The sequence below is a fragment of the Belnapia arida genome (assembly GCF_016773205.1).
Taxonomy (GTDB): Bacteria; Pseudomonadota; Alphaproteobacteria; order Acetobacterales; family Acetobacteraceae; genus Belnapia; species Belnapia arida.
Genome location: NZ_JAETWB010000037.1, coordinates 1 through 24,263, shown reverse-complemented (window position 1 = coordinate 24,263; position 24,263 = coordinate 1). Strand labels below are relative to the sequence as shown.

The window sequence follows — 24,263 nt, the reverse complement described above, 5'->3', positions numbered from 1 at the left end:
CGGCCTCATTCCCGGAGGCTGAACTCATGAGCGACATCCCCCATCCTCCCGCTACCCCCACCCCCACCGCCCCGCCATGGCGGCCCTTCCGGGTCGGGCGCGCAGGCAAGCTCGCACTGGTCGGCGGCCTGCTGCTCATCTTGCTCCTGCCGCATGCCATGATCGAGGGCGTGATCCAGGAGCGGGAAGAGTATCAAGAGCAGGTCCGCGACGGGATCGCCCGCAGCTGGGGGCCTGCCCAGGCGGTGGTCGGCCCCATGCTGGTCGTGCCGGCGCGCACCCCCGTCCCGCGCCTGGCGAACGAGACGGGCCCGCTGCGCTGGGACCGCGGCGCGGTGGCCGTCCTGCCGTCGCGCCTCGCGGTGGAGGCACGTTTAGCGCCGGAGCGCCGCCGCCGCGGGCTATTCGAGGCCGTGGTCTACGATGCCGAGGCGACGCTTACCGCCACCATCGCCGTGCCGGCGATCGCCACCGAGCCGGAGACCGAGCTGCTCTGGCGCGAGGCCTTCCTGGTGACCGGTGCCAGCGACCTGCGATCGGCCGCCGCCGATGCACGGCTTGCGGTGGATGGCCGCGCGCTGGCCGCCCGCGATACGGCGGAGGCCGGTTGCCTCGGAGCCGAGCTGATCCGTTGGGATCTGAGCCTCGACGGTCCGCCCGAGCCCGGCCGCGCCCTCGCGGTCGCCGGCAGCCTGTCGATGCGCGGCACCGGCCGCTTCGGCCTGCTGCCGGTGGCCCGCCGCGCGGAGCTGTCGGTCGCCGCGGCCTGGCCGACGCCGAGCTTCACTGGGGCCGGGCTGCCCATCCGCTCCGAGGTGACCGGGACCGGCTTCACCGCGACCTGGCAGGAGGGCACTGGCCAAGCCCTGGTGCGGTATCTCGGCCCTGCCTGGTGCCAGGGCCTGGTCAGCCCGGAGGCGGAGGTCGGCGTCGACCTGCTGGAGGCGGTGCCGACATACCGTATGATCACGCGCGCCTCGAAATACGCGGTGATGTTCCTCGCGCTTGCCTTCCTGATCTATGTGCTATTCGAGCTGGTAGCCGGGGTGCGGATCCACATCGTGCAGTACGGGCTGCTCGGCCTGTCGGTCGTATTGTTCCCGCTGCTGCTGCTGGCCTTCGGCGAGCCGCTGGGCTTCGCCGCGGCCTATGCGGTAAGCACTGCAGCGATCGTGGCGCAGGCCTCCGCCTATACGGTGGCGGTGACGCGGCGGCGCGGACTGGCCAGCCTCTTTGCTGGCGTGCTCGGCGGGCTGTTCGGCTTCCTCTACGTGGTGCTGAGCCTTGAGGCCTATGCGCTGCTGGCTGGCACCGTCGCGCTCTTCGCCGCGCTCTCGGTGGTGATGGTCGTTACCCGCCACGTCGACTGGACCGGAACAGGCGAGGAGGCGCGAGGCTAAGGCCTCACTCAACGCCCGGGTCGTAGCGGTCGAGCAAGGTGCGGATGCCGGGATCGGTAGCGTGGCGCCGCTTGAGCCGGGCCAGCTCGGTATCCGTGCCACGGCAATTCGCCTCCTGTCCGCGCATGATGGCCGCCGCGCGGGCCGGATCGTCGGACGCCTCGGCGCGGAAATGGTCGCAGCGCTCGCGCCGGGCGACGAAGGCCGCGACATCCGGAGGTAGCCCGGCTGTGACGGCCTGACCGGCGGCGGCGAAGGCGACAAGGAGGATCAGTGTCCGTTGCATCAGGCGGTGTTGTTGCGATCACGTCCGCTTGGTCAAGCCGGGACGCCCAGTATTCGCCTGCACCCGGTGCAGCCTAGATTGCGGCCCGCCCGCTGCGGGCGAGACGGAGGACAGGGTCATTCTCGAGGAACCCCGGCACGGTCGCGCCGTACTGCGGCTTCTGGTCGTCACCGTGCTGCTGCCCCTGACGCTCCTAGGCCTGGGCCTGTGGGAGCGCCAGCGCGGCATCGACGACCATGGCGCCCTCGAGGTGCAGCGGGCGCGGGCGGCCAAGGCGGTCGCCATCCTCGAGGCGCGCCCCGCCCCGGCCGATGGCCGTCCGGATTTTGGCGCCCAGTTCCGCTACAACGGCCAGGCCTATGTCGGGGGGTTAGCCATCGCCAAGGCGCGGGAGGCGCTGGACGGTGCCGGGGACGCGGTGGCGCTGGCCCGCTGGCGCCAATACCTGCCGCCCGTCGTGATGGCCTGCGGGGCGACGATGGCGGTGCTCTCCGTGCTCGCGCTCCTCGGCACCGCGCTGCTTGGGCGCGCTGGACGGGCGTCGCGCGAGGCCCTGCTGCGCGGCTTCTCCCTGGTCCGGCAGCTGCTGCCGCCGCTGCTTGGGATGCAGGTGGTGCTGGTCACCACCGGCGTCGTTGCCGTGATCGCCTTTGAGGCTTCCGCGATTCTTGAGAGCGACGACCTCTCGACCGGCGCCGCCAAGCTGCTGGGCATTGCCCTGGTGGCGATCGGGGCCAGCCTGTGGACCGCGTTCAAGGCAGTGCTGCAACTGCGGCGTACGATGGGCCTCTTCACGCCCGACCCGCTCCGCATCATGGGCCGGACGGTCAGCCGTGCCGAGGCGCCGGGCCTGTGGCGCCTGCTGGACGAGTTGGCCGGGCGGCTCGGCGCCCTGCAGCCAAACAACGTCGTCATCGGGCTTACGGGCGGCTTCTTCGTCAGCTCCGGGCCAAAGGTTCTGGAGCCTGGCGGCGCTGACCTGGAGGGGCGGACCCTCTACCTCCCCCTGCCGTTCCTGGTCCTGCTGGGGAGGGACGAGGTGGCTGCCATCATCGGCCACGAGCTGGCGCATTTCTCCGGCGGCGACACCGAGTACAGCCTGCGCTTCCTGCCGGTCTATGCCGGCGTCGGCCGCTCCCTCGACGCCGTGGCCCAGGCCGGGACCGGCGGCGACGGCTCTTTGTCGCCACTGACCCGGCCGGCCTTGCAACTCGGCCTCTTCGTCATGGACCAGTTCCATCACGCGGTGCGGCACTGGAGCCGCCTGCGCGAATTCGCCGCCGATGCGGCGGGCGCCGATGCCACCTCCCGCGATGCCGCGGCCCATGCGCTGCTGCGCAGCGGCGCCATCCAGCCGAGGATCGAGGAGGTGCTGGAGGCGGCGTTCGGTGCTCCCGATGCGGCGCCGCCCAACCTCCTCACCGACATCCTGCGCCATGCAGTAGAACGCGGCCTGGAGGATTCGACAGGACATCTGGAGGAAGCGCAGCCCCATCCAACCGATACCCATCCGCCGACGCGCCAGCGCCTCGCTTCCCTCGACCGGGAGCCGGGCCCGGAGCTGCTGGCCAGGGCGGCAGCGCCGCCGCCGCCGGATGCCCTCGCCCGCCTGGACGGCTATTTCGCCGAGCCGGCCCGGCTCTCCCTCGCCGCGAGCGCGGACTTCCTCGGCATCGCCCGCGACCGGGCACGCGCCGAGCATGCGGCGCTGGAATCCGCCGTGACCGGCGTCGCGGCGGAGGCCGTGCCGCTGCATGAGAACACCCGCGGCGGCGCTATCTTCCTGTTTGCCTTCGGCGGCACGCTCCTGGCCATCGCCCTCGTCCTGCTGGCCATGGAGGTGCCAGGGACCGGGGCGAGGGAGCGCTGGATCATCGCCGGGGCGGGCGGCATGCTCGGCTTCGTCTTTATCGGCTGCGGCGTGCCGATGCTGCGGCGGGGCGACACGCCATTCCTGATCCTTCGGCCTGAGTCGGTGACGATCACCGGCATCAACCGTCCGATCCGCTGGGAGCATGTGGCCGATCTCGACATGACAGTAGCCCGTGGCCGCGTCGTCACCCGCGTCCTCCTGCGACATGATGCGCCCTTCCCGGTGCGCCTGCGGGGTGGGCGGCGGGTGAAGCTCGATGCCCGGCAACTGATCGTCACCTTCGCGGCCGCCCCGCCGCGGGCGCTGAAGGTGCAGGGCTTCGCCGATCTCATCGGCCGCTACAGGCGGGCCAGCCTGGCGCGCCAGGCCCTGGCCGAGGCGGACCGCATGCCCGCCACAACCCTCTAGGGCACAACCCCATGCAACCAGCCTCCACCTCCCTGCCTCCGCAGAAGCTTCCGCCACAGGATGGCGGCCTTGCGGGACGGCTCTGGGCCTTGTTAGGCAGCGTGATGTTCGGCGCGATGCTGGTCGCCCTCGCCATCTACACCCTGCCCAGCCTCGTCAGCGACTGGCGGATCCATGACACGGCGCGGCCCATTGCCGGCGGCCGCGTGACGGAAGGGTCGTGCAGCTCGAAGCTGGTCGTCAACATCTGCGACGCCACGCTGTCCTTCCAGACGAAGTCGGGGGCGGTCTCGCGCGACGTCAACTACGTCTTCGCCGGTGTGCAGTCCGGCGATTACACCGTCACCGTTCTGGCCGACCCGGCGCATCCTGAATGGATGACGACCGACATGGCGATCGAGCGGCTGTGGAACCGCACCATCACGCTGCTCGTCATCGGCGGCCTGCTGCTGAGCCTGACCCTCGCCCCGGTCATCGCCCTGATCCGCCGCCTGGGAAATCGGGGATACGCTGGGACGATCTGATGCGCCTAATGATTGCACGTACTCCGAAAGCGTTTGCGAATGGCAGCGCACGGCCTCGTTGAATGGATCGACGCTCTGGGTGCGGCGGGGCCTTGTAGTTAGCTCAGGTTACGCAAGTCGAGCCCACTCCGGACGTCCAAAGTCAAGTATGTGGCTCAGGGTGTGCGCGGCAATCGCCACTTTGGTCGTCTGTCTGCCGCCTGTACGTGATGCAGTGCGTCACCTATGACGCGCTTCCAGTGAGATATGTCCACCTCGATCAAGGCGCGATGGTTGTCTCTGGATACCTTCTGCCAGCCCATGCGCCCCCGGTCCGCGCTGGTGCGAAGGTTCCGGCCACGTTGTGTCGGCGCTGTCTCGGCTGTCTCACTCCGCGCCGCGCAGCAGCCCTGCCACTCTGTAAAAGCTGTGTCAGGGTCGGCTTCGGCCTGCGAGCAGCATCGACCGACTGCACCAGTTGGCGGTGCCCGTTCCCTTCACAATCGTTCTAATTAAGGCATTGCCACTCCGCCCGCCGCGGCCAGCGCGCCGAGCTTCTGCCACGTCGCCTCCTCGATCTCGATGCCGGCGCTGCCGCGCGCCTGCTCCGCCCGGTGCTCGACCTCGCCCGGATAGAGCACGCCCTGGCTGCCCTTGGCCGGCGGCGTGTCCTTCAGATAATGGGCAAAGTCGGCGACCTCCTTGCGGAAGGTGAGCAGCGGCCGGAAGGCCTCGACCTTGATGGCGATCAGGAAGCAGCCGTCATTGTGCCGGCCCGAGGGCTCGACGCCGAAGCCGAGTCCCGTGAGGATGCCGCAGAAAATCTCGCCCATCGCCGCCAGGGCGGTGCCCTTGTAGCCCTCCGTCCCGCCGAGCGGCAGAAGCGCGCCGTCCTTGATCCCCGCCGGGTCGGTGGTGAGGTCACCATCCTTGTCGACCACCCAGCCGAGCGGGATCTCCTGCCCGCGCGCCTCAGCCAGCTTGATCTTGCCCATCGCCACGGCGGAGGTGGCGAAATCCATGCAGAAGGGCCCTTCGAGGTTGGAAGGTACGGCGATGGCCCAGGGGTTGGTGCCGAGCCGCGCCTCCCGCCCGCCGAACGGGGCAACGCCCTTGGGCGACCGGCCACTATCGGCCCACGCCATGCCGATCATACCCGCCTTTGCCGCCATCAAAGGGTAGCTTGCCAGCCGGCCGACATGGCCCTGGCGGAAGACCGTGCTGGCCGCGATGTTGTTCCGCTCGGCCTTCTGGATGGTCAGCGCCATCGCGCGTTCGTTGATGACGTAACCGAAGCCCCAATTGCCGTCGACCACCGTGGTGGTGGGGCTTTCCTGGACGATGGTGAAGGGCGCGCCGGGGACGATGTGGCCGGCCTTCACCCGCTCGATGTAGTTCGGCAGCATGATCATGCCGTGGCTGTCATGGCCGGCGAGGTTGGCATTGACCACGTGACGGGCGACGGTCGCCGCCTCCGCGTCCGGCACGCCATTGGCGACCAGCAGGGACCGGCCCAGCACGCGCAGTGCCTCGGCCTGGATCTTCGGCATGATGTCCTCCCATATTCTGCAGGGAGGTAGCCTTGCGCCAAAGCGCAGCCGACGAAAGGGAGTGGTTGCCGATAGGCGCTAAAATGGCCCCGAACTCGGGAGGTAACGTGCGTTTACCCTTTGAGGATAGACAGCCAACAGCGGCCAATTTGCAGACAATCGATGTAGATTTTCTAGATAGGGTAAGGATGAGTTGTAACACCTCAAGCATGCTCTTTTGCTGCTCAGCTAGGATGATGGCAACTGATCTCGCTACTAGTTGCCGGAAAGGTATGGCGTCATACTTGAGTCATGTTGTACGGGCTTGATGACCGAACCACCCGCTGCCGCATAAGGGGCATTTATGGAAACGCTTGATTGACCGGTCGCCAAACACTGGGTTGAAGAAGTGGCATGCGCGCGCCGAGAGCATGAGTAAGGCCATGTATCCAGCTTTTGCTGTCGCCAATTTGGATTCCAGGCAAGCGAGCTCCATGTTGCGCCGGCTGAGCCGCCACGACGCAATCCGACGTGAGTCTTTTCGAATCAGCTCAGAGTTAGCCTCCGGCATCGACCATCTGAGAACCCGAACGGCTGCTCATCACGGTCTAACACGTACCATTTTGTGTCCACATCGGACCTAATTTCTCTGGAGAAATCCGCATCAACTCCGTAACGGGTTGGCTCGTGAGAATGAGCATGCGATGTTGCCTGGATGCAAATGCAGGGGGTGTGATGGCTCGCAAGGGGGACCCGGAGACGAATGCCTGTCGGCTGGTAGTACTGGGGGGCAGCAAGGGCGGGTGTGGACGTAGCACGATCTCGCGCAACCTGCTGGTCGCAGCCGGGCAGGATGGCCTTAAGGCGATTGGCTTCGACCTTGACGAGCAAGGAACCTTCAGACGCTGGAGTGAGCGTCGCGCCAAGGCGCGTGAGACACTCAGCCAGATCATCCCTACGACAGTGGTGCAAAGCATACCAAGTGGGTGGCAGAGCCTGATCGAGCAAATGGCCGGCTACCAAGTCGCTGTGGTCGACACGGCTCCGGGTGTCGAGCATGACATGGGAGCGATGCTTGAACTGTGCCGCCGGGCAGCCCTTGTTCTCGTGCCGACCTCACCGACCACGGACGACCTAGAAAGCGTTATCCCATGGTTCCGGAATCTAGCCGCGAGCGGGGCACGATCTGCTTTCGTACTAAACAAGGCGAATCGCCGGACAAAGAGTTACGTAGCTGCTCGAGCCATGCTGATTCGGCAGGGAGCGCTCGCCCCCGTCGAGATTGCGGCGTTGGAGGACATCTCGACGCCGCATGGCTCTGGCCTCGCGGCAATGGATTACGAGAAGAGTAAGGGGGCGGACGCTATGGCGGACCTCTGGGCTTACGTGAAGCAGGAGGTGCGACTGTGAGCGCCAAGCTGAAGGGACGCTCGACGTCCAAAATGCCTTCGTCCGTAGCTGAAGTCGACTGGACCGAGGGCGACGCGCGCTACCAGCAGGGTCAGGCAATCATCCGTCAGACCGAGGTGGGCCGTGAGGTTGTAGCGGAGGTCTTCTCCGGCACTGACCTCGCTCTTGACGATAGACGCGTCAGCGAGCTGTTAGCAGCGCGAACCTTGATCATCGAGCAATGGAACCGGGGTCAACGCGCCTTTCTTACCATCGGTCGAACCCTGCTCCGACTATCCCGCACTTTGAGCGAGGCCGAGTTCCTCCGCTTGCGGCGCGGCTCCGAAAAGCTCTTTCCGTTTGGTGACGCCACGGCGTCGAAGCTGCGCTCGGTCGCCATGCTGGTCGACGAAGGTGGCATCGAGGAAGATCGGCTGCCCGGGTACACCATCGCTTACGAATTTACGACCCTGCCGCCTGAGGGTTTGAGGCTGGCGCGGGAGCGCAACCTGATCAGGCCGGACGTTCGTCGCACAGAGATCGCTGCCTTCAGACGGGAATTGAGGTCGCACACCGTACCGGTTGGCACCTCCCTCACGACGCCCCTCGAAGTCGAGGTGGGTCGAGTCTCCCGTGAGCGGCTCGAACAACGGCAAGCCGAACTTCAAAAGGAGCGGACAGTGTTGGTTGCACGACTGGCGGAGGTCGACCGGGCGTTGGTCGAGATCAGGTCACAACTCGACCTTGCTGCTGGTCGTATGGTCGACGGGGAGGTTGAGGAGGTTGCATCGTAAGATTGCGCGGCCGCGGGAATGGCCCGGACGCCTGCGGTGTGGTGGCTGGCTTACAAAGCCGCTGCGGTGTGTTGCATTGATCAGCAGCGAGGACGCATGTGCCCTATCCCTGTTGAGGGTTATGCGCTGTGGAAATACATTAGGCATCCGAGTTCGAGCGTATGGTTAAGCACACCGACGGAGATGGCCACCCAGGTTCTCTACGACCCATCTGTTTGTAATCCGAGCCCTAGACCAATGACGCGTTTCGAACGCTAAAAAGCAGCCTCAATCAAGGCACGACATTGTAGCCCGAAGCCTTCTGCTAGACCACGCAGTGGCACTTAGTGATGCACTGGATATGTTTGTCGCGACAGCGAATGTAGCCGTGGAGGCGATGTTTCCCTCATGTTCCGGTGCTGGCCTAGGCTCACTAGCTTCGGGCGTAGCTGATCACAGAAACGTCCGCTGGGCTTGGCGGGTGGGGACTTTACCAGCGCCGGCCGGCGCTCGAGGTGGGACTGGCGGGCGGGAGGGGTGCAGGGTCAGGCCACGCTCGTCCATATCCACCTTGGCATGCCTGTACACCGCGAGCGCTAGCTTGAGGTTGGCGATGAAGGTGGGTTTGAAGTTGTTCATGCGCTGGGTGCCGGCTCCGAACTGCCCTTTGATGGCGGCCCAGGAGACCGGCGTGGACTTTTCCAGCGCGTGCAGGCGGTAGGCCAGCCAAGCGTACAGATCGAGCGCCATGGAGTTGTTGCTGATCGACCGCACGGCGGCTTCCTCGACTGGGACCGGATGTTTCCTCAGCTGTTCGTAGAACACCTCGGAAAGGCGCGCGACTTCGACAAAGAGGCTGCCCTGAGCCGGGTCTTCCGCCGGCACGAACATGGCGGTGTCCATGACGTTTTGATTGACCAAGCCGACGCGGGAGCCGGTGGTGACATGGAAGGTGAAGCGGCAGCGAGCGATGCGCTCGGCCTGTTCCCGTACATCCTTTTGGCTCTTGCCGCCGCTGCTAATGCCCATGCGGCTCAGCCAATCTCGCAGGCTGCGTCCCAGCATAACGTCGCGCGAGCCGGTGCGCAGCGCTTCACTCTGCAGGTAGAGCATAATGAGGCGTGCGCGGCTGCCATAGGGCACCCCCACCCAGCTCCAATGCCCATCCGACAGGGGTTTGCGACCGGGTTCCACAGATAGCGCCACGCCGCCGCTGCTGATTTGCCAGGAGTCTTCATCGGGCAGCCGGCGGTGGGGGAGGGCGGCCTGGCACCAGCCGGAATAGAGGAAGCCAATGCTGGCACTCTCGTCGGCCATGTAGAGGGCAGCGGCCTCGACTACGGCCCGTTCGATGTCGGCCCGCAGCGCTGCCTCCTTGCCTCCTGCTTCCAGGATGTCGTGCACCGTTCCCATGGTGAGGAAGATGCTGGGTATTTTGCGCCCTGTCGCTGGGGACTTTACCAGCGCAGCTACTAGGAAAAGGCTATTTGAAAAAAGTTATTTGAAGTAGGCGGGCAGAGTCCCCGGGATAACTCAGTAAGCCATTGATTTGATATGGACGCAGATTTGCGGCGATGCTGGCAAAGTCCCCAGGACTGGCTGGTAAAGTCCCCGCCCAGGTTGTGGATGGGTGCTGGTAAAGTCCCCATCTGGTCCCCCAAACTCGGTCAGCCCGTCACGGGACTCGGCCTCAGGCCCTCAGTCGCAGTCGTGACGGCCGAATGGCCCGCAGGTTCCGGGTCCTGCAATGCATCTACGCCTACCCAGACTATCGCCTGAGCGAGGTGGCCTGCAGGGATACCGCCCGGCGCTTCCACAATGTCCTATCGTCTCCGGCTTCATCTCCAACAACCCGGTCGACTGATCGAGTGATGCCGTGCTGCGGCCACCCAGCGCGCAGCAGGCCGGGAGGTCGATGCGGGATGACACTCAGTGCACAATGCTGGGCTGGCGGTCACAATCGGCGGCCGCCCCTACACTACCGGCTTTCTGGCGCACTCTCTGGGCCAGTTGCCTTCACTGCCGACGAGCAGAACCGGACATTTATCGCCACCCGGCGGGTACGCTGGCCACCGTGAACAAGGCCGGGTACCGCGATTAGCATTGCACCGGCAGCATGTACCTCCGCATCGGGCAGGCCATCGAGAATGAGGATCCGGCGCCGCCCTGCGCCACCGAAACTGGCCGCTGTCCGTCAACGAGCGCCCGCTGTCATCCTGAGCAACAACCTCTTTCGCTCAATGATCGAGCCCATCGGCGACACCGAGATACTCTCAGCGGTCAACCTGACGGTCACCTACCAGGGCAACCTGCTGCTGGCGGTGGGGGGGGGTGGTGCCACGTTGCACGTCACCGACGACACCACCCTCTCGGTCGGCGACAGCATTAACGCCAGCACCCAGAGCAATATGACGCTAGCGATGGGCGGCGATGCTTCAGGTGTGCGCTGGGCAGCATGGCGGTAGCCTCGAATGGTCCGCCAGAGTGCTGACGCCTACAGCGGTGGTCGTGAGCATCGAGGCCGAACCGCTCAACCTATCAGCCGAGGGGGACGGTAGATACGGGGCCATGACAGTAGCGCCTGACAACCTAGTTAAGGCCGCGGGCGCCATCGAGCTATCCAGCGTCGCCATCCTGGTTAATGCCGACATACTGACAGTGACGGGAGCGATCATCGAGCTAGGCGAGAGCTTCATCGAAGTAGGCGGTGGCGCGAGCTACATGGAGGCCGAATCCACTACCGATTAATGTACAACATCGGAATGCGGCTCGATCATGCGCGGTAACTGCCATTACCGCACACGGACGGTAGCGCCTGACGTGTCTGCTGTTTGCGTGAATGCAACACGATCATGCCGGGTGACGGCGCTTGCTTACTCCACTCGCGCCCCGCTTGCCCGGATCAGCGGCGCCAGCCGGGTTTCCTCGCTAGCGCGGAAAGCAACGAGCTCCTCCGGCGACGTCCACCACGATTTGGCGCCGAGTTCCTGGAAGCTGCGTACTAGGTCGGGGCTCTCGAGAGCCTGTTTTGCAAAGGCCGAGTGCCGCTTCACAACTGGCTCCGGGATGCCAGCGGGGCTGCAGACCGCACCCCAGGAGGTGATCTCGAACCCTGGCAGGAATTCCGACATCGTTGGCAGTTCCGGCGCCGCCGCACTGCGCTGCGGGCCGGTGACGGCGAGTGCTCGGATCCGTCCCTCCCGGGCGGTTGGCAGGAGACCCGGGATGTTGTCCATGATCAGGTGTACCCGCCCGGCAAGCAGGTCGAGTAGCGCTGGTGCGCCACCACGATAGGGCACGTGCAGGATGTTCGTCCCGACCATCTGCCTCAGCAGCTCGCCCGAGAGATGTGGCGTGGTGCCGATGCCGGAGGAGCCATAGGCGTACTTGCCCGGGTTCGCCTTCAGTAGGGCGATCAGCTCCGGCACGCTGCGTGCCGGCAGGTCGTTGTTGACCACCAGTAGATTCGGCAACTGCCAGAGGCCGGAGATGAAGGTGAAGTCTTGCGCCGGATTGAAAGGCAGGCTGGCATAGAGCGTCGGCGCGATGGCATGGGACGCAATGCTGCCCAGGCCGACCGTGTACCCGTCAGGCTGTGACTTGGCGATCGCGTCGACCCCGACATTGCCACCAGAGCCTGAGCGGTTCTCCACCACAAACTGCTGGCCAGTGATCTCGCTCATCTTGGCACAATAGAGTCGCGACAGCGTGTCAGTAGCGCCACCGGGCGGAAAGATATTAATGTAGCGGACTGATCGGTTGGGCCAGTCCATGCCCGACTGTGCGTGCCCCTGTGTAGACAAACCGACAATCGGGGCAGCGAGCACCCCAGTAATCATGCCCAACGTAGCGCGGCGCGACAGGCATTCGGATCCGACTTTGATGGCGGTGTGGCCCTGCAGTTTTCTCATCTGGTTCCTCCCACGCACAGCTTGCTGCTGGCTTGTTTTCTGCTCGATACAGGCGGCGTGAGCCGAAGCACTGACCGAACACCTGACAGCATATGGGTATGGCTAATCGGATGAAGCCTAGAGTCCTTCCATGTCCAGCCGTTTACCACCTCGTCCGCAGGTCGGCTTGAGTAGGCGGATGAAGACTCCGCTCCTTTGGCTGAGCCAGCCCGCGTCAGGCTGGTCACCTGGAAAGTCTCTCAATCTCTCAAACGACCCTTTCAGATTGTGAAATGGGCCGGGAAGCGGCAGGATCGGGGGCATGACTCCACCCCTCGGGCCGCGCTTCGTCGCCTATTACCGCGTCTCCACTGACAAGCAGGGCCGCTCCGGCCTCGGCCTCGCGGCGCAACGCGAGGCCGTCGCCCACCATGCGGCAGGGCAGGGGGGTGCCGTCGTCGCCGCCTTCGAGGAGGTCGAGAGCGGCCGCCGCGACGACTGGCCCCAGCTTGCCCTAGCCATGGCCGAGTGCCGCCTCCGGCGCTGCGTCCTGCTCATCGCCAAGCTCGACCGCCTCGCTCGCCACGCCCACTTCCTTCTCGGCCTTGAGAAGGCCGGCGTCGAGTTCGTCGCCGCCGACATACCCTACGCCAACAGGCTGACGATCGGCGTCATGGCCCTTGTCGCGGAGGAGGAGGCCCGCGCCACGTCGGCCCGTACCAAGGCCGCGCTGGCTGCGGCGAAGGCGAGCGGGGTCAAGCTTGGCAACCCGCGGCTCCAGCCGGGCGATGCCGCGACGGCCCGCGATGCGCGTGCCGCTTGGTCGGTCGCCGCCGGTCAGCGCGCCGCGGAGGTGCTGCCCTACCTCGATGCTGCACGCCGCGCCGGCGCCACCACGCTGCAGCAGCTCGCCGACGCGCTTACCGCCCGGGGCGTGCGCACGCCCCGCGGCGGAGAACGGTGGCGGCCCTGGCAAGTCCGGCGCGTGCTCGATCGGGCTGCAGCGACTTTCCCGGACGCCGTCATGCCGAACCAGCAAGATGGGCCACAGTCAACAGGATAGGGCCAATGACGGACCGCGCCGCGAGGCTCCGCGCCTCCTACGCCCGCTACGTCACTCGTCAGGGCGGCGCCCGCGATCCGCGGGTGGAGGCAGCCTTCGCCGCCGTGCCGCGTGAGGCCTTCGTCGGGCCGGCGCCATGGTTCATCTATGCGGGCTCCGCGAATGTGCCAGCGCCTGCCTATGTCGAGACCCCCGACGACGACCCGGCCTTCCTCTATGCCGATGTTCTCATTGCCCTCGATCCCAAGCGCGGCGTGAACAATGGCGAGCCGAGCTTGCATGCCCGCTGCCTCGACGCCCTGGCCCTCCGCCCGGGCGAGACCGTGCTGCATGTCGGCGCCGGCACCGGCTACTACACCGCGCTTCTCAGCCGCTTGGTGGCGCCAAACGGGACCGTGCATGCTTTCGAAATTGATCCGGGCCTCGCCGAGCGTGCACGCACCAATCTCGCCGGGATCAACGGCATCATAGTCCATGCCCGCTCCGGCATCGGCGAGGGACTGCCTGCAGCGGATGCGATCTACGTCAGCGCAGGCCTCGGCGCGCCAAGCTTGACCTGGCTTGAAGCACTACGGCCAAGCGGTCGGCTGCTCTTTCCGCTGCAGCCTGAGGGCGGCTACGGCGGCATGCTCCTTGTGACCAAGCCTGCTGTCGGCGGGATCAGCTGGCCAGCACGCTTCGTCAGCCGCGCGAGCTTCATCCAATGTGACGCGCCGATAGCCGCAGGGGACAAAGCGCTCGAATCGGCTTTCGCCGGTGGCGGGTGGGAGCAGGTGCAGACCTTCCGCTTGGACGACCAGCAGGACAGCGACACTTGGTACTGTGGGATTGGCTGGTCTCTCTCGCTTGCAAGGTCGGGACAAGGTTAGTCCTACTCTCGAGATGGGCAGCTGTTACTATTGATGTGGTCCCCGGATTTCGGGCAGGCGGGTAAGCTCGGTTCGCCTGTGAGAAGGACGCACCCGGATGACGGGCAAGCGGACGCGGTATTCGGCAGAGTTCAAGACGAAGGTGGCGCTGGAGGCGCTGCGGGGTGAGCCGACGACGGCGCAGCTGGCGGCCAAGCATGGCATCCACCAGACCATGGTGGGCGACTGAAAGCGGCAGGCCATGGAAGGGCTGACGGCTGTGTTCTCTGGCAAGGCGGCGGCCCAGGAGAGCGCCAAGGCGGCCGAGGTGGATATCGAGAAGCTGCACGTGAAGATCGGGTAGCCGCTGGTGGATCGGGATTTTTGGCCAAAGCGTCCAGTCGATGAGCCTGGAACGGCGCCGCCAGATGATCGAGCTGGACCACCCGCAGCTGTCGGTGGTGCGGCAGTGCGAGTTGGTTTCGATCAGCCGGCCGGGGTTCTACCACCGGCCCGCGGGCGAGACGGCGCTGAACCTCGAGCTGATGCGGCTAGTCGACGCGCAGTTCCTGGAGACGCCCTGGTATGGCTCGCGGCAGATGGCGCGGCATCTACAACGCGAGGGCTACGTCGTCGGCCGTATGCGCATCCGGCGGTTGATGGCGAAAATGGGCCTGGCGTCGATCTACCAGCGACCGCGGACGACGGTGCCGAACCCCGAGCACCGGGTCTTTCCCTACCTGCTGCGGGAGATGGTGATCGATCGACCGAACCAAGCTTGGTCCGCCGACATCACCTATCTGCCGATGCGGCGCGGTTTCCTCTACCTGGTCAGGTAGGCAGCGGAGCTTTGCCAGATCACTTAGTACCCGGACTTGGTCCGACGCAATTTGCCGAACGAGACTTCATCATCCCAGCGTTGCGCGAGAAGGCGGCTCAGTCCCGACCAGATTTCAAAGCTGGCAGCCTGAAACTCGAGCCGCACCTTTTCCTCTTTGCGCAGATAAGAACGACTGGGCTCGTCGCCACCAGACGCATCGTATGTCATGCAACTCGTCTCGACGCTTCACTGCCTGGCAGTCTGCCAGGATGGCATGTGCCGTCCAGCATCGAGACGAAAGCAGGACAAGGCATAGAAATGGTTCTCGGCATCGTGGTTCGCCGCATCGGTTACGCTATGTAGATTCATGGCCTTGGGATGTGCGGATCTGGAGCAAGATCGTGACTCTGCTCGATAACCAGTACAGGCAGGGCGACGTCCTGCTGGTCGCCATAGATGCGCTGCCGACGGAGGCCGAGCCTGTGGCCTTCACGACCGAGCCCCTGGCCCTGGTATCTACCGCATCCGGGCCGGGCTCGCACCTCCTGCCTCCGGCGCCCGGCCTTCGTGCCTACCGCCGCAAGAGTAGTGGCGATGTCGAATGGCTCGAACTCACGGGCGCTAACCTCACCCTTGCTCACCCAGAGCACGCGCCCATCGTGCTCGAGCCGGGGATATGGCGCGTGGTCCGGCAGCGCGAGTACGACCCTGCGGCTGGCCATCGGCGGGTTACGGATTAACAGGGCATGGCGCGGCCCGGCTCACGGCGAATAGCGGTCGACAACCCGCTTGGGCCGATATCGACGTCACGCACCAATCCGACCACCGCAGCCGTGGAGGACTTCTACAGCGCTTGCCATCTGTGTCCGCCGGCGGTCCTCGTGGCCCGTGACGCGGCCCACTTCGGCCGGCTCGCCGCCCAGATCACCCGCTCTTTCGGCTTCGTCGAGGTGATGGGCTGCCTGATGCTCGGGATGGTGTTGCTCGTCATGCTTACGCCGCCTGCAGGAGACGGTATCGCGGCGGCGTACGGTGCCCTCATGGCGCTCCTGCTGCCCTGGTTCGTTGCTTCTCGCCTGGTTCACCGCGGCAACGGCGTGGTCCTCGGGGAGGCGCTGTTGCGGGTGCTGCTATCCCTGCTTGTCGGGGCCGCCGTGATCGGCGTAGCCCGCCTCGCGGGGGCGGAGCACCGGATCGCCTTCCGGGCTGCAGGCCTTGCCATGGGCGCAGGGGTCTGCCTCCAGCTGGCACTCTTGCCCCTGGTGCCGTGCTTCGTCCGCTGGCGGCTGCGCCGGACCGTGCACACCGGCAGTAGGCTTCTCCCCTGGTCGATAATCCTCCGGGGTGCCCGGCGTGCGGATGCAGTCGTAACAGCGCGCCTCGCCTCCGCGCTGGACGATGTGGACCAGACACATGGCGGTCGAGGCCTGCGGGGCCACCGCGGCCAGACTCAGTGGGCCATGCAGTCTGCAATCATGGAGGGGGTGCAAAGCCAGAGCGTCTGGAGCAGCGACATCGGACTCGTGCTGGGGCAATCCGTTGGGTACTCCACCGATCCTGCCGCGAGAGTAGGCGCCCTGACCTCGACTGGGATCGACCCCGCCAGCTTGCCACGGGTCTTGCGGGCGGCTGGCGACCTCGACCGCCGGGCGGAGGCGGTCGCTGCCTTCCATGGTGTCGCGGTGGTGTTGCCGGCGGGTGCATCGCCGACTTCCACACCAGCTGCCGTCACCTTGCGGCCGAACAGGCGCTCAAACCGGCTGCCATGGCGCGAGGCGCTGCGGTGGTTGGACAACGCGCCGGGCGTGGCGCTGGCGGTCGATCTTGCCCCTTCGGACGGGCTGGCGGACTGGATACTCGCCCATCGGCTCACTTGGTTGCCCGAGGTAGAGCGGCGAACCCCTGCCATTCGCGTGCTGGGAGTTGAGCGCGTCGTGGCCGCGCTGCGACTGCGTCCCGTCCACGAGGACGAGTACGGCAGGTTGTACCAGGTCGGCCGCCGCGAGGTCCCGAGCACCTTCGTGGCCGTGCGCGATCGCGTACTCGGCGCGGACGGTACGCCGCTCGAGCACTGGATCGCAGTGCCGCCCCACGCTGCAACGGCACGGGAGGCAGTGGCCTGGAGCTTCGGCATGGGCGAGACGGAATACCAGCCGGCCAGAGAGGCTTGAGGTGCGGTTGACGTGGTCACGAGCTATGGAAAAGTCGTTGTTCGACTTGGGTATGGCGTGTGCGCAAACGCGGCGCCGGAGCGTGCAGCTACGTATGATAAAGGACATTATCATATGTAGTGACTAGCTCACTCGTCTGCCTGCTTTGGGTTTCGGTTGGCTGCTCCCCGGCCCAGCAAAGCACGTGCCTCCTTGCGATCCTCATCGAGACCCGCGAGGTAGCCTCGCGCGCTGGACGCCCGTAAGCCACGGTCATAATGCTTGGCATGGACGCCGGCGCTGATGTTCAACACCGAGGTGGCGAGGCCAGGCTGATCGGGGAACATCAGCGGCAAGGTGGTGCCGATACAGTGCCGAAAGCGATGCACCCCGAAGCTGTGCGCGCGGCCGAAACGCTCACGCGAGCGCCAGCGGATCCGGGCATGGAGGCCTCCTTGGGTCAGCGGTGCGCCCCCCGTCCGGACCCACACCGCATCGCAACTGCGACCAGCCAGAAGTTCCTGCCGCTCGACGGCGACATAGCGATCGAGCCAGGGTGTCAGGCTGGCCGGCAGGGGCTGATCCTGAGACGATCTGGCCTTCAGATCAGGCCGGTCGAGGGTGATCCACCACTCCTTGCTGTCAAAGCGCAGTTGCTGGCCCAGGCGCATCAACTCGACCGAGCGTAGCCGCAGTCCAACCGCCGCCAGCAAGCAGATCAGCAGTCCATCGCGCAGCATGACCTGACGCAGGTTGGGCGCGGTCAGCGTTACCGCCTGCTCCATCAGCTCCAACCCCCAGTCGTATAGGGCACTGCTGTCGTGGATCCGCAAAACCCGCTTCTCCATGGCGAGCCGGCGTCGCAGCGGAACTCCGCCCGGCCGGGTTAGCCAACCGACATCGGCTCCCGGCACCATAAGGCGGAGCGCCATCTGCAACTCCTGAAACCGGCCGAGAATGGTGTAGTCGCGGTTCCCAAGTGTCTGGAGTTCATCGAAGTAGGCCGCCACGCGGGTTTCGGTCACCCGGTTCATCACGCCCAACGCCGGGTCAAGCCAGCCATGGTATCGGTTGAAGCCGAGCCAGCGGCTGTAGCCGGCGAGAGCCTTTCCGATAGCCTGCGGCGCAAACCGCGCCGCCGGACCTCGGACCGAGAAGCGGCCTTTGACGCTGCGCTGCATGGCGTCCCAAGCGGCACGATCGGCAGCGGGCCAGTCTGCCAACGAGAGCAAGCGCCGTCGCGGATCCACGGGCCGAGCCATCACTTCGACCCCTTTTGACGCTGCTGCGGTTTGACTTTGGCGCCGGACGCCAACGTCTTCAGTCGCCGGGCTTCGATGCGGTCGTCGTCCAGCCCGCGGTGGTAAACCCGTGCCGCAGCCTCAAGCTCGAGCCCGCAATAGGCCCCGATCGTGGTCTCAACCGACTTATGTCCCAGTGCCCTGCGGACGATCTCGTACTGGCCGGGGTATCGGTTGAGGTGCCGCCAGGCGGCAAAGTGCCGGAGCATGTGGGGATGGACTTGCGCGCCAACTTCGCGACCAATGAGCAAGGTCAGGCCCCTGCCGAGGGTGGGTTGCAGCACCGCCTGCCCCTCCTGTCGGGGAAACAGGTATGGATTGCCCACGGCGTCGCCGGCAACCAAAGGCCGCCAGACCTTGATCCAGGTTTCCAGCAGCTTGGCCGAGCCGGGGGGCACCGGCCATTCGACCGCTTCGTGGTTCTTGGTCTCGGTGTCCTCGATGATGATGTGGGTGATCTGCTTGCCGTCGCGGCTGATGCGCTGCAGGTGATGATCGAAGCGCAGTCCGACCAGGTTCTTCATCCGCAGGGGACAAATCAACAAGACCTCGATGGCGGCCGCGAGCATGACGCGACGAGCTGTCGCGGCGTCGCGGGTGCCGGTCTTGCGCGCAGCGTCCAGGATGTCCTCCGGCAGAAGGAGAAGCCTGCTACGGGTATAGGGTTCGATCAACCGCCGAAGGCGTTCACGGATCTTGCCGGTAAGCCCCATCCCGCGCGGACGCTTTGCCTGTTTTTGCCAAGCCTGCAGCTGACGCAGGGGCTCGCCAGTCACGCCGACCACATGCCGTCCGAGCATCATGAGCGTATCAGCAATGATTGCGAGTTGCCCGCCGATGATGACGGCATCTTCCCGCTTGTCGGGTGGCAGCCTCATCCTGGCCCGTTCATCGAAGTAGTCGAAGACATCGCCGGCGTTCTCAATCGGTTCGACAAGATAGCGCAGGCTGGTGATCGAGGCTCGGTCGTGCCCTTTGTGCAGGAGCGCAGCCAGGATCTGCCTGAGAGCTACCAGTCGGATCCTGACGGTAGCGGCGCTCACCCGCTTGCCGGAGTTGGTTCGGCTGGTCACGCCGCGGCCAGTGCTTGGGCGCAGGCGTTGTTCAAGCGCCTTGATCTCAGCCTGCAGGCTATTGGGATAGGTGTTGAAATCTTGGGTATAGGGCACTCGCCGTGCCGGCGGCTTGAGGGGTTGGCAGGCAGCGAGCTCGAGTGCGCCGGCGGCAATGGCCTGGTTCCACGCCCGCGCCAGAACGACGCCGCGGTGCGCCGTGTTCCTGGTGAGACAGGTTTGGCGCTCAAGAACCAGGTAATCGGCCAGGGTGGCATCCCTGACGTCGACAAGCCCAATGCCCCGTTCACGGCAATGGAAGGCGAAGTCGCGCAGGATCGGCCGCTGCGCCGGATGGGGTGCTGCCTGTAGCAGTACGAGCGAGTCAGGCGGCAGGCCCTGGTTGCTGCGCCGCCGCGATCGGTGCAGCCCGAGCTCACGAAGTGCCGCCCGAACCAGGAGCACCATGTTGCAAAAGGTCTTCCGCTTCATCCGGAAGGTGGCCGGCGTGCACTTGAACAGATGCTCGTTCAACCAGGCGACATCAAAGGGGACATTCGCAGTTTGGCTGTTCAGCAAGCCCGCCGCCCTGTTCAAGGCACGGGTCATGTCGCGGTGGCGACCGGCTTTATGCCCTGCCAAATTGTCCAGCAGCACGATGGCGTCGGCGAAGGTCAGGGCAGTCTCGCGACCGCCGATTAGGTGACCGGGAAGAGCGTTCATGATTGGCCTTTTCGGTGAGTGGACAGGAGTGGACAGTCGGGACTGCGTACCACAATTCATGGACGAGCTAAGTTGCACGACGTATTCCGGGATGACGCCAAACCACTGTTTAGAAACAGCTAAATCGGGCTACCCTTGGGTCTCGCAGGGCACCAGATCGGAGAGCCGGAAGCGCACGGTCCGGCCGATCTCGACCGCGGTGATGCGCCCTGTCTTGCGCCAGCGACGCAGGGTGCGCTCGCTGACCTGGAGCCACGTGGCAAGCTCGGCCGTGGTGAGCAGTGGCTCCGGTGAGTCGAGCAGGTTGTCACCGGATGGCGGGCATCGCGTCACCATGACCGCATGCCCAATGCAAGGATGGGAATTGGCACCCGCTGGCAGAGCCAGGTTGTCGAATACCGGCGTCCGCTATCACCGAACGTGAGTGCGAGCCTTGGCTGGAAGGAAGACAGATGATGACCGCTCATGCGGTCGAGGATTCAGGATTCAGCCGGGGCTTCGCTAATGGGACACGGCGGCGGTCGAACTTCGCCGGCTTAGCCTGTGCTCTGTCGCAAACGACTTGGCTTGCCCTGGGCCGCGCGGATCCATTCGAAGAGCCCTTCCGCGCGTGGTTGAAGAATGCGATGGGCTGCCAGTGATCGTGTTGCCGGATCCGCGGCCCAGATCCGGCGCAGCCTGGCGAAAGTCTCCCTGAGCGCACGGATGGTCGGACCGTCAGGACTACCCGGGCTGACCTGGACCTCGGTTTGCCGGCCCTGCCGGGGCGGTAGCCCCGCGGTGGTCTCCAGAATCAACATGACGGTGAGGGCAAAGCGACGCGCGGCTGCCGTGGCATTTCCACGCTCCGGATGGAGCCTAGGGCGGGCGTCCCGGGCGAGCTGGGCCCAGGTAGCAAGGGCGAATGCCGCCTCGCAGGCTATGTGGTCGGCGTCGGTTCCGGCCTGGCCCGGATAAGACAGGACTGCTGCATAGGCCGCCTGCACTCGCTGCTCGCCGATCCTGAGATCGGCATCGCCCGCGGCAGCGTCGACCAATCCAATCCGGCACACCGGCGGCATGGCCAGCAGTGCTTGCACCATTGCCGTGGCTTGCCGAGAGGCGGCACGCCCAGCCGCCAGCCGATGTGCGCAGGAACGAGCGGCCGAAACCAGCCGGTCCAGCGACCGGCTCTCGACCTTTTGGGGCACCTGCTCATGGAGAACGACGAGCTGCGCGTGAAGGCTTCCTGCCGCGGCCGTCAAGCCATGAGCGATGGCGCGCGGTGCGCCCTCGTCGAGAAGGGGGGGCCGGCCAGCGGCGGCGAGGATGGCGGCCGCATCGTTGGCCGTGAAATGCGGTTCGACGAGAAACTCCGCGACCGACACCGCAGGTCGGAGTGTTGGTGGGCCTTGCGCGCCTTCAGATGTCAGTGCCATCCATCGTCCGGCTGCGGTTTCGAGGCCATGCCGCAACCAGACCTGCCGGACTCCTGAAGGCGAGATAGTCAGACCTTGGCGCCGCAGCGCCGCTGCCACGGGACAACAACCCCAGGCCGGCTGCGTCCGGGCCATCTTCAACACCGCCGCTTCGACCTCGGGAGACACGCGGTTCTTGGGCAGGGGTTTGCGGCGGCTTGGCCTGACCAGGGCGGCCTCGCCGCTGGCTTCGTACAGCTTCCTGAGGCGATAGTAGCTGTCCCGGGAGAAGCCAAGCTGCGCACAGGCCTGGCTGACACCGATCCGCTGGGCCAATTCCAGCAACTCGATCTTGCTGCGCACGATCTGCTGTTCCGATCCCACCGCAGATTCTCCGTGACGGTGTTTGCAGCAGCTGCAGGCCTGCATCGCCCCTGCGTGAGTGACCTGTCCGATCAAGTCTGAACCATGACCTGCCGAAGCAGTATGAATTCCAGCAATGTTCAACTATCGCACCGTTTTGACCTTGAAATCGAATGCCGGAAGCACCATTTCTGAGACACGAGAAGCACGGCCTATCGAGCATCCTCGCTCCTCCTTCCGCGGCGCGGCTCGGTCTTGCCCTGCGGATAGGCCAAGCCAGCTATTGATCGGCCAGCCCAGACCAGCAGCGACGCTGCTCTGTCCCACTCTGCACCACCTCCTATGGGGGCGAGGGAGGGCCGCCAGCCTCTCGCCGTCTCGTCCATCCACCCAGCCGGGCGGAGCCCCACAGCGCCTGCCCTGGCGCTGCGTAGGCCCGGCACCGCGCATCCGGCACTGAGCCGGCCGCTTCTGCGAACCCTTGCCCTGCCAGCGGTGGCACGGGACTGGCCATGACGAGGCTTACCCGACGCCGCTCCGGACCTTTCCGGGGAGGATGTGCCGGCAGCACGGCCGGACAGCGGTGTCCTGACGCTGCCCCGGCGGCGCCCAGGTGGTGGGTCATGCACTGCTATTTGGTCCGCGTGGCCCGGCCGTCCCTCATGGTCAGCCAGACCCACTGCCTGATCTATCCCTCCAACCGGTCTCGGCAGCTCCGAGCCGACCGCAGCGGACCCTTGAGCAAGGCCGAAACCCTGTTGGAGATCACCATGACCCCCATCAGCATCCTCAGCTACCAGGGCAGGCCCATCCGCCTCCGCGGCACCATGCTGAACCTGACCGACATGTGGCGGGCAGCAGGCAGCCCGGAGTACCGGCGCCCGATCCACTGGCTGGCCCTCGAGGAGACCACACGCTTTCGCACCCATGCCCAAACGCACTGGACCGACCCCGATGGGCCGGTTAGCCAAAATATCATCCAGGATGATATTATCCGCCTCGACCCTGATGGCTTCGTTGCCACGACCCGAGGCCGCCTCGGCGGTACCTGGGCACACTGGCAGCTCGCCCTAGCCTATGCCCGCTACCTCTCGCCCGAGTTCCACCTCTGGTGCAACACCGTCGTCCGTGCCGCTCTGACGTGGCATGACGGCCGGCCCGCAGCCGACCACGATCCGCTGCGGCAGCACCTTTCGAGGCAGTTCCGCGCCCTGCACGACCGGCTCGACACGCTCGAGCGGCATGCGGCGGATCTGATGTTCCTGCAGCTCTCCGCGCAGGAACTCCTCCTCGGCAACCGGCTGGAGTTTACCGGGCTGGGTCGGAGCGTCATCACCAAGGTGGTGGCGGCCGAGCCCTTCGGCGGCCAGTGCCCTTGCTGTATGCGCGAGCGTGTCCTCACCGAGGCCGGCCGGGTGGTGCCCGGCGCCGAGTTCGACCACTTCTTCCATCGGAGCCTGAACAAGCCCGAGCATGGGTGGTTGATCTGCGGCCCCTGCCACGACGAGCTGACCCATGGTGGCTATCTCGTCCGCTTCATGCGGGTGCCCGAGTTCCGCGCCTTCCAGGGCGCGGTGTTCGAGCATCGGCGCCGGGAGCGAACCGCCGCCGGCGACCACGTGACCTAGCCACCAGCCGTTCTTCCCTCCTCCAGGGACGGCGCATCAGAGCCCCATGATCTCAGCCCAAGGTCATGGGGCTTTCTGCGTTTCCGACACCAGTTGATTCCACCGTGCCAGGGCAGAGGCCTGGTCCAGGTGCAATCCCAAACTGCACCTACTCGCGGTTGCTAAATGACGGCGGTATGAGGTTTAACAAAGTTCGAGATGGTCGCCGATTCGCCCTATCGATCGTCACGGCCGTCTCTCTTCAGCGGCACTGGAGCATCAGGCCATGGCGACCAAGAAGCCTATCTCGCCGTCTAAGGCATCGACGCCCGAAGCGAAAAAGCCCGTCTCGGCAGCCAAGACGCCGGTCTCGGCGACCAGGGATGCTGGCGCGCCAACCAAGGCCCCTACCGCCACCACGGTGACCCTCAAGCAGCTGGCACCTGCGCTGGCCGAGACAAGCAATCTCAGCAAGCAGCAGAGCGAAGCCATGCTCAATTCCCTGGTCGACATGGTGACCGAACGGCTCAAGGCCGGTGACAAGGTTCGCCTGACCGGCTTGGGCATCTTGCAGGTGCGCGATCGTCCGGCTCGTACCGGCCGCAACCCAGCCACCGGGCAGCCGATCGAGATCAAGGCCAGCAAGAAGATCGCCTTTACCGCGTCCAAGGAACTCAAGGACGCTGTCTGAAGCCTCCTTTGCCCATCACCGGAAGGCACCGCACCCCGAGTGTTGTCCGAGTTCAGCAACTGGTTGCGCTTGACCTGCCCCTGATCGGGGATCCACGGGCTATGAGAGACCTGGCCGATGTGAGGCGCTTGGGTTTGGTGATCCAGGTTCAGCGTTAGCCTTCGCCGGCCGTCGCACCCTTCGTCGACCCGCAAGGG

22 protein-coding genes and 2 pseudogenes are annotated in these 24,263 nt (G+C 65.6%); 15 read left to right on the top strand and 9 right to left on the bottom strand.

Annotated features, from left to right (window positions below):
• Positions 1–26 precede the first annotated feature (26 nt).
• A complete protein-coding gene (creD, locus tag JMJ56_RS27935; RefSeq protein ID WP_202835035.1) occupies positions 27–1,400 on the top strand; it encodes a cell envelope integrity protein CreD in 1,374 nt (457 codons plus the stop codon).
• Positions 1,401–1,404: 4 nt separating this feature from the next.
• Here creD and JMJ56_RS27930 read toward each other — a convergent pair whose 3' ends face one another.
• Positions 1,405–1,686, bottom strand: a complete 282-nt coding sequence (locus JMJ56_RS27930; protein WP_202835034.1) for a hypothetical protein — start codon at positions 1,684–1,686, stop codon at positions 1,405–1,407.
• Positions 1,687–1,858: 172 nt separating this feature from the next.
• On the opposite strand from JMJ56_RS27930, the gene JMJ56_RS27925 reads away from it, so the two are divergent.
• Positions 1,859–3,967: a M48 family metallopeptidase gene (locus JMJ56_RS27925; protein ID WP_202835033.1), complete on the top strand. Its 2,109-nt coding sequence runs from the start codon at positions 1,859–1,861 to the stop codon at positions 3,965–3,967.
• Positions 3,968–3,978: 11 nt separating this feature from the next.
• Complete coding sequence (locus JMJ56_RS27920; protein ID WP_202835032.1) at positions 3,979–4,491, top strand: hypothetical protein; 513 nt, start codon at positions 3,979–3,981, stop codon at positions 4,489–4,491.
• Between the two features lie 491 nt (positions 4,492–4,982).
• On the opposite strand, the gene JMJ56_RS27915 is transcribed toward JMJ56_RS27920, so the two are convergent.
• Positions 4,983–6,020 (bottom strand): Ldh family oxidoreductase, encoded by a 1,038-nt coding sequence (locus JMJ56_RS27915; protein ID WP_202835031.1) that lies wholly within the window; start codon positions 6,018–6,020, stop codon positions 4,983–4,985.
• A 672-nt stretch (positions 6,021–6,692) separates the two neighbouring features.
• On the opposite strand from JMJ56_RS27915, the pseudogene JMJ56_RS35705 reads away from it, so the two are divergent.
• From JMJ56_RS35705 to JMJ56_RS27905, 3 genes and pseudogenes are all read left to right on the top strand, one after another.
• Positions 6,693–7,235 (top strand): annotated as a pseudogene (locus JMJ56_RS35705) (division plane positioning ATPase MipZ); the annotation flags it as partial.
• Between the two features lie 9 nt (positions 7,236–7,244).
• Positions 7,245–7,409, top strand: coding sequence for a hypothetical protein (locus JMJ56_RS34330; RefSeq protein WP_236038708.1), 165 nt, complete (start codon positions 7,245–7,247; stop codon positions 7,407–7,409).
• Entirely contained in the window at positions 7,406–8,182 is a 777-nt protein-coding gene (locus JMJ56_RS27905) for a hypothetical protein (RefSeq protein ID WP_202835029.1), read from the top strand. The genes JMJ56_RS34330 and JMJ56_RS27905 overlap by 4 nt, the downstream gene beginning before the upstream one ends.
• A gap of 432 nt (positions 8,183–8,614) precedes the next feature.
• Here the strand turns inward: JMJ56_RS27905 and JMJ56_RS27900 are convergent, their stop codons facing one another.
• On the bottom strand, positions 8,615–9,574 hold the full coding sequence (locus JMJ56_RS27900) for a replication protein RepA (protein WP_202835028.1): 960 nt from the start codon (positions 9,572–9,574) through the stop codon (positions 8,615–8,617).
• 734 nt (positions 9,575–10,308) lie between these two features.
• Between JMJ56_RS27900 and JMJ56_RS27895 the strand changes: the two genes are divergently transcribed.
• Positions 10,309–10,626: a hypothetical protein gene (locus tag JMJ56_RS27895; protein WP_202835027.1), complete on the top strand. Its 318-nt coding sequence runs from the start codon at positions 10,309–10,311 to the stop codon at positions 10,624–10,626.
• A gap of 43 nt (positions 10,627–10,669) precedes the next feature.
• Positions 10,670–10,909 carry a hypothetical protein gene (locus JMJ56_RS27890; RefSeq protein ID WP_202835026.1) on the top strand — a complete coding sequence of 80 codons (240 nt, stop codon included), beginning with the start codon at positions 10,670–10,672 and terminating at the stop codon, positions 10,907–10,909.
• A gap of 125 nt (positions 10,910–11,034) precedes the next feature.
• On the opposite strand, the gene JMJ56_RS27885 is transcribed toward JMJ56_RS27890, so the two are convergent.
• Entirely contained in the window at positions 11,035–12,072 is a 1,038-nt protein-coding gene (locus tag JMJ56_RS27885; protein ID WP_202835025.1) for a Bug family tripartite tricarboxylate transporter substrate binding protein, read from the bottom strand.
• A gap of 301 nt (positions 12,073–12,373) precedes the next feature.
• Between JMJ56_RS27885 and JMJ56_RS27880 the strand changes: the two genes are divergently transcribed.
• From JMJ56_RS27880 to JMJ56_RS34325, 3 genes and pseudogenes are all read left to right on the top strand, one after another.
• The gene (locus JMJ56_RS27880; RefSeq protein ID WP_202835024.1) at positions 12,374–13,114 is read left to right on the top strand and encodes a recombinase family protein; all 741 of its coding nucleotides are present in this window, start codon (positions 12,374–12,376) and stop codon (positions 13,112–13,114) included.
• Positions 13,115–13,119: 5 nt separating this feature from the next.
• Entirely contained in the window at positions 13,120–13,983 is an 864-nt protein-coding gene (locus JMJ56_RS27875; protein WP_202835023.1) for a protein-L-isoaspartate O-methyltransferase family protein, read from the top strand.
• Between the two features lie 97 nt (positions 13,984–14,080).
• Positions 14,081–14,795: pseudogene (locus JMJ56_RS34325) on the top strand (IS3 family transposase); the annotation flags it as partial.
• Between the two features lie 29 nt (positions 14,796–14,824).
• On the opposite strand, the gene JMJ56_RS27860 reads toward JMJ56_RS34325, so the two are convergent.
• A complete protein-coding gene (locus JMJ56_RS27860; RefSeq protein ID WP_202835020.1) occupies positions 14,825–15,010 on the bottom strand; it encodes a hypothetical protein in 186 nt (61 codons plus the stop codon).
• A 173-nt stretch (positions 15,011–15,183) separates the two neighbouring features.
• Here JMJ56_RS27860 and JMJ56_RS27855 point away from each other — a divergent pair, with 173 nt between their 5' ends.
• Positions 15,184–15,522 (top strand): hypothetical protein, encoded by a 339-nt coding sequence (locus JMJ56_RS27855; protein ID WP_202835019.1) that lies wholly within the window; start codon positions 15,184–15,186, stop codon positions 15,520–15,522.
• Positions 15,523–15,528: 6 nt separating this feature from the next.
• Positions 15,529–16,953: a DUF6745 domain-containing protein gene (locus tag JMJ56_RS27850; protein WP_202835018.1), complete on the top strand. Its 1,425-nt coding sequence runs from the start codon at positions 15,529–15,531 to the stop codon at positions 16,951–16,953.
• Positions 16,954–17,081: 128 nt separating this feature from the next.
• Here the strand turns inward: JMJ56_RS27850 and JMJ56_RS27845 are convergent, their stop codons facing one another.
• The 4 genes from JMJ56_RS27845 to JMJ56_RS27830 form a co-directional block, all read right to left on the bottom strand.
• Complete coding sequence (locus tag JMJ56_RS27845; RefSeq protein WP_202835017.1) at positions 17,082–18,113, bottom strand: tyrosine-type recombinase/integrase; 1,032 nt, start codon at positions 18,111–18,113, stop codon at positions 17,082–17,084.
• An 80-nt stretch (positions 18,114–18,193) separates the two neighbouring features.
• Entirely contained in the window at positions 18,194–20,008 is a 1,815-nt protein-coding gene (locus JMJ56_RS27840) for a site-specific integrase (RefSeq protein WP_202835016.1), read from the bottom strand.
• A 129-nt stretch (positions 20,009–20,137) separates the two neighbouring features.
• Positions 20,138–20,344: a helix-turn-helix domain-containing protein gene (locus JMJ56_RS27835; protein WP_202835015.1), complete on the bottom strand. Its 207-nt coding sequence runs from the start codon at positions 20,342–20,344 to the stop codon at positions 20,138–20,140.
• A gap of 200 nt (positions 20,345–20,544) precedes the next feature.
• Positions 20,545–21,789, bottom strand: coding sequence for a helix-turn-helix domain-containing protein (locus JMJ56_RS27830; RefSeq protein ID WP_202835014.1), 1,245 nt, complete (start codon positions 21,787–21,789; stop codon positions 20,545–20,547).
• 749 nt (positions 21,790–22,538) lie between these two features.
• Between JMJ56_RS27830 and JMJ56_RS27825 the strand changes: the two genes are divergently transcribed.
• Both JMJ56_RS27825 and JMJ56_RS27820 read left to right on the top strand, forming a co-directional pair.
• Positions 22,539–23,396: a KilA-N domain-containing protein gene (locus tag JMJ56_RS27825; RefSeq protein WP_202835013.1), complete on the top strand. Its 858-nt coding sequence runs from the start codon at positions 22,539–22,541 to the stop codon at positions 23,394–23,396.
• Positions 23,397–23,661: 265 nt separating this feature from the next.
• Positions 23,662–24,066: an HU family DNA-binding protein gene (locus tag JMJ56_RS27820; RefSeq protein WP_202835012.1), complete on the top strand. Its 405-nt coding sequence runs from the start codon at positions 23,662–23,664 to the stop codon at positions 24,064–24,066.
• Positions 24,067–24,263 lie beyond the last annotated feature (197 nt).